The organism is Pseudomonas sp. 1176_21 (assembly GCF_052850635.1).
In genome coordinates this window covers 39,920-51,761 of the sequence record NZ_VXCV01000014.1, presented here as the reverse complement: position 1 = coordinate 51,761, position 11,842 = coordinate 39,920, and the positions used below count along the sequence as shown (strand labels likewise).

Sequence of the window (11,842 nt, the reverse complement as noted above, 5' to 3'; positions counted from 1 at the left end):
GGCGTGACCGACACCGGTAAAAACAAAACCCCCTGAGGCGTAAACGCTCAAGGGGTTTGGTGTGCGTCGGGCGTCGTGGCGACCCGGCTCGGGGCTTAGACGTTGAAGCGGAAGTGCATCACGTCGCCATCCTTGACGATGTAGTCCTTGCCTTCCAGACGCCATTTGCCGGCTTCCTTCGCGCCGCTTTCACCGTTGTACTGGATGAAGTCGTCGTAGGCGACCACTTCGGCACGGATGAAGCCCTTTTCGAAGTCGGTGTGGATCACGCCGGCCGCCTGAGGCGCGGTGGCGCCCACGCGAACGGTCCAGGCCCGCACTTCCTGCACGCCGGCCGTGAAGTAGGTCTGCAGGTTGAGCAGCGAGTAACCGGCACGGATCACGCGGTTCAGGCCTGGCTCTTCGAGGCCCAGGGCTTCGAGGAACATGTCTTTCTCTTCACCGTCTTCCAGCTCGGCGATCTCGGCTTCGATCTTGTTGCAGACCGGTACCACGATCGCGCCCTCTTCCTCGGCAATGGCCTTGACCACGTCCAGGTGCGGGTTGTCTTCGAAGCCGTCTTCGGCAACGTTGGCGATGTACATCACCGGCTTGCTGGTCAGCAGGTGGAAACCGCGTACCAGCGCCTTCTCGTCATCGGCCATGGTCTTCATCAGGCTGCGCGCCGGCTTGCCTTCGGTGAAGTGCGCAATCAACTTCTCGAGGATGGCCTTTTGTGCCAGGGCATCCTTGTCGCCGCCCTTGGCGTTGCGCGCGACCTTCTGCAGTTGCTTCTCGCAGCTGTCCAGGTCGGCGAAGATCAGTTCCAGGTCGATGATCTCGATGTCGCGCTTGGGGTCGACGCTGTTGGAGACGTGAATCACGTTCTCGTCTTCGAAGCAGCGGACCACGTGGGCGATGGCATCGGTTTCACGGATGTTGGCCAGGAACTTGTTGCCCAGGCCTTCACCCTTGGACGCACCTGCCACCAGGCCGGCGATGTCGACGAACTCCATGGTGGTCGGCAGCACGCGGTTGGGCTTGACGATCGCAGCCAGGGCATCCAGACGTGGGTCGGGCATCGGCACGATGCCGCTGTTCGGCTCGATGGTGCAGAAGGGGAAGTTTTCTGCCGCGATGCCGGATTTGGTCAAGGCGTTGAACAGGGTGGACTTGCCGACGTTGGGCAGGCCGACGATGCCGCAATTGAAACCCATGGTGAATCCCTCTTCGTGGAGTCAGGCCTTTTGGCTGTGCAGCTCTCTCATCGCACGCGTCCAATCGCCGGCGAGGATGTCCGGCAGCACGCCGAGGGCAAAATCGATACTGGCATCGAGTTTTTCCTGCTCGGCGCGGGGCGCCTTGCCAAGGACAAAACCGGACACCTTGGTGCTGTCACCCGGGTGGCCGATGCCAAGCCGCAGACGGTGAAAGTCTTTGTTGTTGCCCAGCTGCGCGATGATGTCGCGCAGGCCGTTGTGCCCGCCATGGCCGCCGCCTTTCTTGAGCTTGGCGACGCCGGGGGGCAGGTCGAGTTCGTCGTGGGCCACCAGGATGGCATCTGGCGGGATGCGGAAGAAGTTCGCCAGTGCAGCAACGGCCTGGCCGCTGCGGTTCATGTAGGTGGTGGGGATCAGCAGACGAACGTCCTGGCCCTGATGGCTGAATTTAGCCGTCAGGCCGAAATACTTGCGGTCAGCGGTCAGGTTGACGCGCTGGGCGCTGGCAATGCGTTCCACGAAAAGAGCCCCTGCGTTATGCCGGGTCTGTTCGTATTCGGGGCCGGGGTTTCCCAGGCCGACGATCAGTTGGATGGCGGTCACGTCAGGGGCTCTTCCTTGGAGTTGTGGGTTGCAGCGCGGGGCTGCAACCCGGTCAACGCCGGCGTGTCGAGTGGATTACTCGGCAGCGCCTTCTGCTTCAGGCGCAACACGCGGAGCGTGAACGTTTGCAACAGCCTTGTCATCACCGTGGGCCAGAGCGACGAACTCTACGCCTTTCGGAGCTTTGAGGTCCGACAGGTGGATGATGGTGCCGATTTCGGCCTTGGCCAGGTCGACTTCGATGAACTCAGGCAGGTCTTTGGCTTCGCAGGAAACTTCGATCTCCGACACTACGTGGGAGATTTCGCCGCCTTTCTTGACCGGTGCTTCTTCGTTGACGAAGTGCACAGGAACGATAGCGGTCAGTTTCTGGCCAGCAACAACGCGCACGAAGTCGGCGTGCATGATGAACTGCTTGGCTGGGTGACGCTGCAGGGCCTTGACGATGACGTTCTGCTTGGTGCCGTCAACGTTCAGTTCGATTACGTGGCTGAAGGCAGCTTCGTTTTCGAACAGCTTGGCGATTTCCTTGGCCACGATGGTCAGGGATTGCGCTTCTTTGTCACCACCGTAGACAACGGCAGGAATTTGGGCGGCGAGACGACGCAGGCGGCGGCTCGCACCTTTCCCCAGGTCGGTACGCGCTTGGGCGTTCAGAGTGAAATCAGTCATGTTGTTTCTCCAAAATAGCCAGACCCCGGCGGCGTTTGCGACCAGCGCCAAACCGGGGAGGGCAAAAAAGCCCCGCCCCAACAACCAGTGCTGGGGCGGGGCGCTTTACGTCAACGTGATCTCGCGAGGGCCAGGCCCTCAGCGGAACATCGCGCTGATCGATTCTTCGTTGCTGATGCGGCGAACCGCTTCGGCCACGACCGGTGCGATATCCAGTTGACGGATACGGTCACAGGCTTGTGCTGCAGCGGACAGCGGGATGGTGTTGGTCACCACCAGTGCGTCCAGCACGGAGTTTTCGATATTCTCGATCGCACGACCCGACAGGACAGGGTGCGTGCAGTAGGCGTAAACCTTTGCCGCGCCGTGCTCTTTCAGGGCCTTGGCCGCGTGGCACAGGGTGCCGGCGGTGTCGACCATGTCGTCGACGAGAATACACGTACGTCCTTCGACGTCGCCGATGATGTGCATCACTTCGGAGTGATTGGCCTTCTCGCGGCGTTTGTCGATGATACCCAGATCGACGCCCAGGGACTTGGCAACAGCACGTGCACGCACGACGCCGCCGATGTCCGGGGACACGATCATGAGGTTCTCGAAACGCTGGTCTTCGATGTCATCCACCAGAACGGGGGAGCCGTAGATGTTATCTACCGGAATATCGAAGAAACCCTGGATCTGGTCAGCGTGCAGGTCGACGGTGAGAACACGGTCGATCCCGACGACGGTGAGCATGTCGGCAACCACTTTGGCGCTGATAGCTACACGCGCCGAACGCGGACGGCGATCCTGGCGGGCATATCCGAAGTAAGGAATCACGGCAGTGATTCGAGACGCTGAGGAGCGGCGGAAGGCATCGGCCATCACTACCAGTTCCATCAGGTTATCGTTGGTTGGCGCGCAAGTCGGCTGAATAATGAAAACGTCTTTACCACGAACATTTTCATTGATCTCAGTGCTGATTTCGCCGTCGGAGAACTTACCGACAGAGACGTCACCGAGAGGGATATGCAGCTGACGTACGACACGCCGAGCCAGATCGGGGTTAGCGTTCCCCGTAAAGACCATCATCTTGGACACGCGCAGTACCTGAAGGCTGAGGGTATACCTGGATGAGTATAGGAAAATGGCAGGGGCGGCTGGATTCGAACCAACGCATGGCAGGATCAAAACCTGCTGCCTTACCGCTTGGCGACGCCCCTGTATCTGTTGCTGCGAGTACCTGATACTCGATTCCTAGAGCAGACCTTGCAGCGTGCGATGCAACATTGAGATGTTGCTTCCTTTAGCCACAAACCCTGTTTGGGTCTCTGTAAGAAGGGCCAAAACTTTATCAGCTTCAGCTTTGCTTGGGAAGGCCCCAAACACACAACTTCCAGTTCCGGTTAGCCTAGCATCCGTGAATTTACCTAGTAAATTCAGTGAGTTACGTACTTCCGGGTAACTCTGCTCTACTACCGGTTGGCAGTCATTACGACTGTTTCCCTTGGGAACGGGGCGCATCTTAATGGGCGGTGAATTACGTGTCAACAACGGATGCGAAAAAATTTCTGCTGTACTTACAAATACTTGCGGTACCAGCACGACGTACCAGGGTTCCTCGGGGTCGACGGGGGTGAGCTTCTCGCCCACGCCTTCGGCAAACGCCGCGTGCCCGCGCACGAAAACCGGCACGTCGGCGCCCAGTGTCAGGCCCAGCTCGGCCAGCTGGTCTTCGCTGCAGCCAAGCTGCCAGAGGTGGTTGAGACCGAGCAGGGTGGTGGCGGCATCCGAACTGCCACCGCCGATGCCTCCGCCCATGGGCAGTACCTTCTTCAGGTAGATGTCCACGCCCAGGGGGCAGCCGGTCAGTTGCTGCAGCTTGCGCGCCGCGCGCACGATCAGGTTGCTCTCGTGGGGCACATCCTTGAGGTCGCTGTGCAGGATGACCTGGCCGTCGTCGCGCAGGTCGAAACTCAGTTCGTCGGCATGGTCCAGAAACTGGAACAGCGTCTGCAGCTCGTGGTAGCCGTCGTCGCGGCGGCCGAGAATGTGCAGCATCAGGTTGAGCTTGGCCGGGGCCGGCAGGGTCAATCGGCTCATCATCAATGCCCCAGCTGGCGCGGTTGCCATTCCTTGACCACCACGGTCACGTCGAGGTCCTGACCGTGCAGCTTGAGGCGTTCGGGCAGCCAGTAGCCGTTCTGTTCGGTGTAGCTCAGGTACTCGACGCTCCAGCCGTCCTGCTTGAGGCTGGCCAGGCGGCTGTCGCCGTCCAGGGTCAGCTGGCTCTTGCTATCGGGGGCGGGCAGGCCGCGTACCCACCACACCAGGTGCGACACCGGCAGTTCCCAGCCCAGTTGCTCGGCCAGCAGGCTTTCCGGGCTTTGTGCCTCGAAACGGCCCTGGTTGGCCACTTCCAGCACCACCTGGCCCGGACGGCCGGTGAGCCGTGCGGCGCCGCGACCCAGCGGGCCGGACAGGCGAATGTCGTAGTAGTCCTGGCGTTGCAGCCAGAAGAGGGTGCCACTGCCGGAGTCTTTCGGTGCGCGGATGCCCACCTTGCCGTTGATCTGCCAGCCGTCGAGGGTACTCAACTGCTGTTTGTGTTCACGCCACAGTTGCGCGTTGCCCTGGCCCTGCACGGCCTCGCGGGAGCCGAAGCTGGAACAGCCGGCAAGCACGGCGATCAGGCTGAAGGTGATGAAATGGCGCAGTAACATAAGCTTATAGAGTCTCGGATCCGGTCAGGCGCAAGACGGTCTTGCGCAGAATAGGGCTGTCGGGCTGGCCTTCGAAGGCCTTGGCCCAAACCTGGCGGGCTTCACGACGCTTGCCGTTGGCCCACAGCACTTCGCCCAGGTGCGCCGCGACCTCGTGGTCGGGGAAGCGCTCCAGGGCCTGGCGCAGCAGGCGCTCGGCTTCGTCCAGGTTGCCCATGCGGTAGTTGACCCAGCCCAGGCTGTCGAGCACGGCCGGGTCTTCGGGGTTGATCTGCAGGGCTTTCTCGATCAGGCCCTTGGCTTCGGCATAGCGGGTGGTACGGTCGGCCAGGGTGTAGCCCAGCGCATTGAGCGCCATGGCGTTTTCCGGTTCGCGTTGCAGGATGCTGCGCAGGTCCCTTTCCATCTGGGCCAGGTCGTCGCGCTTCTCGGCGAGCATGGCACGGCTGTACAGCAGGCTCAGGTCGTCCGGGTACTGCCGGATCGCTGCCTGCAACACCTGCATGGCCTGGGCGTCCTTGTCATTGTTGCCAAGGGTTTCGGCCTCGATCAGGTACAGCTGGATCGCGTAGTCCGGCTGCGCCTCGCGGGCTTCGGCAAGGCGCCGGCTGGCCTCGTCGGTGCGCCCGTTGGCAATCAGGATGTCGGCCTGGCGCAGTTGCGCGGGCAGGTAGTCGTTGCCAGGGCCGACCAGGGCGTACTCGGTCAGGGCCGCTTCGGAATCGTTGCGCTCTTCGAAGATGCGCCCCAGGTTCAGGTGCGCCGCATCCACGTGGCTGTCGCGCTCGATCAGTTCCTGCAGGTAGCTGGTGGCTTCGTCGAGCGCCTTGGCCTCGATGCTCACCAGCGCCAGCGAATAGCGCAGTTCGTCGTCTTCGGGGTATTGCTGCAGCAGGTTGGCGAACTCGACCTTGGCGTCGTCGATGCGGTCCTGCTCCACCAGGGTGCGCGCGTAGGTCAGGCGCAGGCGCTTGTCGTCGGGGTTGCGGGCGATGGCCTTGCGCAGCAGCGGCAGGGCTTCGGGGCCACGGTCAAGCGATTGCAGCAGGCGCGCACGCAACAGGATCGGGGCAATTTCACCGTCCGCCGGCGGGTGGGCTTCGAGCAGCGCCAGGGCGGCCTCGGACTTGCCGTCCTGCTGCAGCAGCAGGGCCTTGCCGAACACCAGCTGGCTGTTGTCGGGGTACTTGACCAGCAGGCGGTCGAAACTTTTCTGCAGGCCGTCGCGGGTGTCCTGGTCGGTTTCGGCCGCCGACAGCGCGAGAAAGTCGAAATGCGTGTCGCCCTGACCCTGCAGCACCTTCTCCATGAACACCATCGAATCGTCATAGCGTCCGCTGCGCGCCAGCTGGATGGCGGCGGCGCGTTGTGCGTCGAGGTTCTCGGGGTCGTTCCTGGCCCATATCAGTGCGGTATCGAGGGCGGCCTGATCGGCGCCCAGGTACTCGGCAATGCGAAATGCCCGCTCGGAAATGCCCGCGTCCTGGGTCTTGATCGCCTGGGTGACGTAGTTGTCCAGGGCGATATCGAAGCGGTTGCGCTGCCCGGCGAGCTCGGCGGTCAACAGGCTGTACACCGTGTCCTGGGTGAACGAGCCGTACACCGTGGGCTTCTTGGCCTCGGCGACCGTGGCCGCATCGTCGGCAGGCGCCGTGGCGTCCCGGGCGCCCGGGGTCAGCGTCTGGCAACCCTGGAGCAAGGCAAAGGCGAGGAATAACGCGGAAGATCTATTCATAGGGAGGATTTGGGCGGCTTACCTGCGGTCGGATCATCATGACACAAGGATCATGGCAAACCCATCGTCGATGGGGCTTTTGGATACAGACTATAAGAGACAATAACGAGCGGTGGTTGTTCTCTATCCGGCGAAGTAGGACAATTATCGGCTTCTCGTCACAATCAGCGACCTTGAATGGCCTTTCTTGCCCTCGGTATCAACCATAAGACTGCCTCGGTAGACGTACGCGAGCGCGTGGCGTTTACGCCCGAGCAGCTGGTCGAAGCCTTGCAGCAGCTGTGTCGACTGACCGCCAGCCGCGAAGCTGCGATCCTTTCGACCTGCAATCGCAGCGAACTGTACATCGAACAGGATCACCTGGCGGCGGACAGCGTACTGCGCTGGCTGGCCGATTATCACAAGCTGAGCCTGGATGAACTGCGCGCCTGCGCCTATATCCATGAAGATGATGGCGCCGTGCGGCACATGATGCGGGTGGCCTCCGGGCTCGACTCGCTGGTGCTGGGCGAGCCGCAGATCCTCGGCCAGATGAAATCGGCCTATGCCGTGGCGCGCGAGGCCGGCACCATCGGCCCGCTGCTGGGGCGCCTGTTCCAGGCGACCTTCAGCGCCGCCAAGCAGGTGCGTACCGATACCGCCATCGGTGAAAACCCGGTGTCGGTGGCATTTGCCGCCGTGAGCCTGGCCAAGCAGATCTTCAGCGACCTGGGCCGCAGCCAGGCCCTGCTGATCGGTGCCGGCGAAACCATCACGCTGGTGGCGCGACACCTGCACGAGCAGGGCGTGCGCCGCATCGTGGTGGCCAACCGCACGCTGGAGCGCGCCAGCACCCTGGCCGAGCAGTTCGGTGCCCATGCGGTGCTGCTGTCGGACATCCCGCAGGAGCTGGTCAACAGCGATATCGTGATCAGTTCCACCGCCAGCCAGTTGCCGATCCTGGGCAAGGGCGCGGTCGAGAGTGCGCTCAAGCAGCGCCGGCACAAGCCGATCTTCATGGTCGACATCGCCGTGCCCCGCGATATCGAGGCACAGGTGGGCGAGCTGGACGACGTGTACCTGTACACCGTCGACGACCTGCACGATGTGGTGGCCGAAAACCTCAAGAGCCGGCAGGGCGCCGCCCAGGCCGCCGAAGAGCTGGTCACCGTGGGCGCCGAGGACTTCATGCTGCGCCTGCGCGAGCTGGCTGCGGTGGATGTGCTCAAGGCCTACCGCCAGCAGAGCGAGCGCCTGCGCGACGAAGAGCTGCAAAAGGCCCAGCGCCTGCTGGCCAACGGCAGCAACGCCGAAGAGGTGCTGGCGCAGCTGGCCCGCGGCCTGACCAACAAGTTGCTGCACGCGCCGAGCGTGCAACTGAAAAAGCTGTCTGCCGAAGGCCGCCTCGATGCGCTGGCCATGGCCCAGGAACTCTTTGCCCTCAACGAGGGCTCCACGGATAAAACCCCGCAATGAAAGCGTCGCTGCTGAATAAACTGGACACGCTCCAGGACCGTTTCGAGGAATTGACCGCCCTGCTGGGTGACGCCGAAGTGATTTCGGACCAGACGCGCTTCCGTGCCTACTCGCGCGAATATGCCGAGGTCGAGCCCGTGGCACAGACCTACGCGCAGTGGCGCAAGGTGCAGGCTGACCTGGAGGGTGCCCAGGCCTTGCTCAAGGACAGCGACCCGGACCTGCGCGAAATGGCGGTCGAAGAAGTACGCGAGGCCAAGGAGCAACTGGCCGCTATCGAAGGGCAACTGCAACGCATGCTGCTGCCCAAGGACCCCAACGACGGGCGCAACGTGTTCCTCGAGATCCGTGCCGGCACGGGTGGCGACGAGGCGGCGATCTTCTCCGGCGACCTGTTCCGCATGTACTCGCGTTATGCCGAGCGTCGCGGCTGGCGCCTGGAAATCCTCTCCGAGAACGAGGGCGAGCACGGCGGCTACAAGGAAATCATCGCCCGCGTCGAGGGCGACAGCGTGTACGGCAAGCTCAAGTTCGAGTCTGGCGCACACCGCGTGCAGCGGGTGCCGGAAACCGAGTCCCAGGGCCGCATCCACACCTCCGCGTGCACCGTGGCGGTGCTGCCCGAGCCCGACGAGCAGGTGGCCATCGAGATCAACCCGGCCGACCTGCGGGTGGACACCTACCGCTCCTCCGGCGCGGGCGGCCAGCACGTGAACAAGACCGACTCGGCCATCCGCATCACCCACTTGCCCACCGGCATCGTGGTCGAATGCCAGGAAGAGCGCTCGCAGCACAAGAACCGCGCCCGTGCGATGTCCTGGCTGTCGGCCAGGCTCAACGACATGCAGACCAGTGCCGCGCAGAACGCGATCGCCAGCGAGCGCAAGCTGCTGGTGGGCTCGGGTGACCGCTCCGAGCGTATCCGTACCTACAACTATCCACAGGGCCGGGTGACCGATCACCGCATCAACCTGACCCTGTATTCGCTGGATGAAGTACTGGCGGGCGGCGTCGATGCGATCATCGAGCCGCTGCTGTCCGAATACCAGGCCGATCAACTGGCCGCACTGGGTGAGTAAATGACCATCATTGCCAGCCTGCTGCGCGGGGCGCAGCTACCCGACTCGCCCACCGCGCGCCTGGATATCGAGCTGCTGCTGGCTGCGGCCATCGGCAAATCGCGCAGCTACCTGCACACCTGGCCCGAGCGCATCGTCAGCAGCGAAGCGGCCGCGACCTTCGCCACCTACCTGCAGCGGCGCAGCCAAGGCGAGCCGGTGGCCTATATCCTCGGCCAGCAGGGCTTCTGGAAGCTTGACCTGGAAGTGGCCCCGCACACGCTGATCCCGCGGCCGGACACCGAGCTGCTGGTGGAGGTCGCCCTTGAGCTGCTGCCGGCAACGCCATTGCAGGTGCTCGACCTGGGCACGGGCAGCGGCGCCATCGCCCTGGCCCTGGCCAGCGAGCGCGGCGGCTGGCAGGTGACGGCCGTCGACCGGGTGCCCGAAGCCGTGGCCCTGGCCGAGCGCAACCGCCAGCGTTTGCAGCTGGACAACGCCAAGGTGCTTGCCAGCCACTGGTTCGACGCCCTGCCAGGGCAGCGCTTTACGCTGATCGTCAGCAATCCGCCCTACATCGCCGAGCAGGACCCGCACCTGGCGGCCGGCGACGTGCGCTTCGAGCCCAGCAGTGCGCTGGTGGCCGGCAGCGACGGGCTCGACGACCTGCGCCAGATCATCACACAGGCCCCGCAGCACCTGCTGCCCGGCGGCTGGCTGCTGCTGGAACATGGCTATGACCAGGCTGCAGCGGTGCGCGAACTGCTGGCGCGACACGGGTTCGAGCAGATCCAGAGCCGCACCGACCTTGGCGGCCATGAGCGCATCAGCCTCGGGCGCCTGGCATGCTGAACGACGAGGAGCTGTTGCGCTACAGCCGGCAGATCCTGTTGGCCCAGGTGGATATCGACGGGCAGTTGCGCCTCAAGGGCAGCCGGGCACTGATCGTCGGCCTGGGCGGCCTGGGTTCGCCGGTGGCGCTGTACCTGGCGGCGGCCGGGGTCGGCGAGCTGCACCTGGCCGACTTCGACACGGTCGACCTGACCAACCTGCAACGCCAGGTGATGCACGACACGGCCGCCGTGGGCCTGAGCAAGGTCGATTCGGCCATGGCCCGGCTGCAGGCGATCAACCCGCAGGTCGCCCTGGTTGCCCATCGCCAGGCCCTGGATGAAGACTCCCTGGCCCAGGCGGTGGGGGCGGTCGACCTGGTACTGGACTGCTGCGACAACTTTGCCACCCGCGAGGCGGTGAACGCTGCCTGCGTCGCGGCCGGCAAGCCGCTGGTCAGCGGTGCGGCCATTCGCCTGGAAGGCCAGCTGTCGGTGTTCGATCCGCGCAACCCGCTCAGCCCCTGCTACCACTGCCTGTACGGGCATGGCAGCGAAGCCGAGCTGACCTGCAGCGAAGCCGGTGTGCTCGGCCCGCTGGTAGGCCTGGTGGGCAGCCTGCAGGCGCTGGAGGCCTTGAAGCTGCTGGCCGGGTTTGGCGAGCCGCTGGTGGGTCGCCTGCTGCTCGTCGATGCCCTGGGAACGCGGTTTCGCGAGCTGCGGGTCAAGCGCGACCCGGCCTGCAGCGTGTGTGGCGCCGGCCATGCGTGAAGCGCCGGTCGGGGTGTTCGATTCCGGCGTGGGCGGGCTGTCGGTGCTGGCGGAAATCAGCCGCCTGCTGCCCGACGAGTCGCTGCTGTATGTGGCGGACTGCGGGCATATTCCCTATGGCGAGAAGTCGCCCGAGTTCATCCGCCAGCGCTGCCGCCTGGTAGCCGAGTTCTTTCAGCAACAGGGCGCCAAGGCCATGGTGCTGGCCTGCAACACCGCCACCGTGGCGGCGGTGGCCGATCTGCGCGAGCGCTACCCGCACTGGCCGCTGGTGGGCATGGAGCCGGCGGTAAAGCCGGCGGCAGCGGCCACCCGCAGTGGCGTGGTAGGGGTGCTGGCAACCACCGGCACCCTGCAGAGCGCCAAGTTCGCCGCGTTGCTGGACCGCTTTGCCAGCGACGTTCGTGTAGTTACCCAGCCGTGCCCGGGGCTGGTGGAACTGATCGAGGCGGGCGACCTGGACAGCCCCGCACTGCGCCAGTTGCTGCAGGGCTATGTCGAGCCGCTGCTGGCCGCCGGCTGCGACACCCTGATCCTGGGCTGCACCCATTACCCCTTCCTGAAACCGCTGCTGGCGCACATGGTGCCGCCGGCCGTGGCCATCATCGATACCGGCGCTGCGGTGGCCCGGCAACTCCAGCGTTTGCTGGGTGAACGGGACCTGCTGGCCCACGGCCCGGCGCAGCCTGCGCAGTTCTGGACCAGCGGCAGTCCGGCACATTTGGTAAAGATTCTGCCGATGTTGTGGAATAAATCTGACAGTGTGCGAAGCTTCGACTTGTAAAAAAACTGTGAAAAATGCATTTTTTTCCTGAAC

12 protein-coding genes and 1 tRNA gene are annotated in these 11,842 nt (G+C 63.8%); 5 read left to right on the top strand and 8 right to left on the bottom strand.

Translation table 11 applies throughout. The annotated features are described in order from the left end of the window. Positions 1–95: 95 nt before the first annotated feature. The 8 genes from ychF to FW760_RS23625 form a co-directional block, all read right to left on the bottom strand. Positions 96–1,196, bottom strand: coding sequence for a redox-regulated ATPase YchF (gene ychF / locus FW760_RS23660; protein WP_054916246.1), 1,101 nt, complete (start codon positions 1,194–1,196; stop codon positions 96–98). Between the two features lie 21 nt (positions 1,197–1,217). After that, entirely contained in the window at positions 1,218–1,802 is a 585-nt protein-coding gene (gene pth / locus FW760_RS23655) for an aminoacyl-tRNA hydrolase (protein WP_043864326.1), read from the bottom strand. Between the two features lie 75 nt (positions 1,803–1,877). Next, on the bottom strand, positions 1,878–2,474 hold the full coding sequence (locus FW760_RS23650) for a 50S ribosomal protein L25/general stress protein Ctc (protein WP_043864327.1): 597 nt from the start codon (positions 2,472–2,474) through the stop codon (positions 1,878–1,880). Between the two features lie 138 nt (positions 2,475–2,612). Continuing rightward, positions 2,613–3,554 (bottom strand): ribose-phosphate pyrophosphokinase, encoded by a 942-nt coding sequence (locus tag FW760_RS23645; protein WP_010225730.1) that lies wholly within the window; start codon positions 3,552–3,554, stop codon positions 2,613–2,615. A 47-nt stretch (positions 3,555–3,601) separates the two neighbouring features. Further along, positions 3,602–3,676 (bottom strand) — tRNA-Gln (locus FW760_RS23640). A gap of 34 nt (positions 3,677–3,710) precedes the next feature. After that, positions 3,711–4,559 carry a 4-(cytidine 5'-diphospho)-2-C-methyl-D-erythritol kinase gene (gene ispE, locus FW760_RS23635; RefSeq protein WP_043864328.1) on the bottom strand — a complete coding sequence of 283 codons (849 nt, stop codon included), beginning with the start codon at positions 4,557–4,559 and terminating at the stop codon, positions 3,711–3,713. Further along, on the bottom strand, positions 4,559–5,176 hold the full coding sequence (gene lolB / locus FW760_RS23630; protein ID WP_043864329.1) for a lipoprotein insertase outer membrane protein LolB: 618 nt from the start codon (positions 5,174–5,176) through the stop codon (positions 4,559–4,561). Before lolB ends, ispE begins: the two co-directional genes overlap by 1 nt. A 4-nt stretch (positions 5,177–5,180) precedes the next feature. Beyond that, positions 5,181–6,911, bottom strand: coding sequence for a tetratricopeptide repeat protein (locus tag FW760_RS23625; protein ID WP_054916245.1), 1,731 nt, complete (start codon positions 6,909–6,911; stop codon positions 5,181–5,183). A gap of 177 nt (positions 6,912–7,088) precedes the next feature. Here FW760_RS23625 and hemA point away from each other — a divergent pair, with 177 nt between their 5' ends. From hemA to murI, 5 genes are read left to right on the top strand one after another with little or no spacing between them, the layout of a single operon-like run. Next, complete coding sequence (gene hemA / locus FW760_RS23620) at positions 7,089–8,366, top strand: glutamyl-tRNA reductase (protein WP_043864331.1); 1,278 nt, start codon at positions 7,089–7,091, stop codon at positions 8,364–8,366. Next, complete coding sequence (gene prfA / locus FW760_RS23615) at positions 8,363–9,445, top strand: peptide chain release factor 1 (RefSeq protein WP_054916244.1); 1,083 nt, start codon at positions 8,363–8,365, stop codon at positions 9,443–9,445. Before hemA ends, prfA begins: the two co-directional genes overlap by 4 nt. Then, on the top strand, positions 9,446–10,276 hold the full coding sequence (gene prmC, locus FW760_RS23610) for a peptide chain release factor N(5)-glutamine methyltransferase (RefSeq protein WP_116052798.1): 831 nt from the start codon (positions 9,446–9,448) through the stop codon (positions 10,274–10,276). Next, entirely contained in the window at positions 10,270–11,025 is a 756-nt protein-coding gene (locus FW760_RS23605) for a molybdopterin-synthase adenylyltransferase MoeB (RefSeq protein ID WP_078481516.1), read from the top strand. Before prmC ends, FW760_RS23605 begins: the two co-directional genes overlap by 7 nt. Next, on the top strand, positions 11,018–11,809 hold the full coding sequence (gene murI, locus FW760_RS23600) for a glutamate racemase (protein WP_043864474.1): 792 nt from the start codon (positions 11,018–11,020) through the stop codon (positions 11,807–11,809). The genes FW760_RS23605 and murI overlap by 8 nt, the downstream gene beginning before the upstream one ends. The last annotated feature ends 33 nt before the right edge of the window (positions 11,810–11,842 follow it).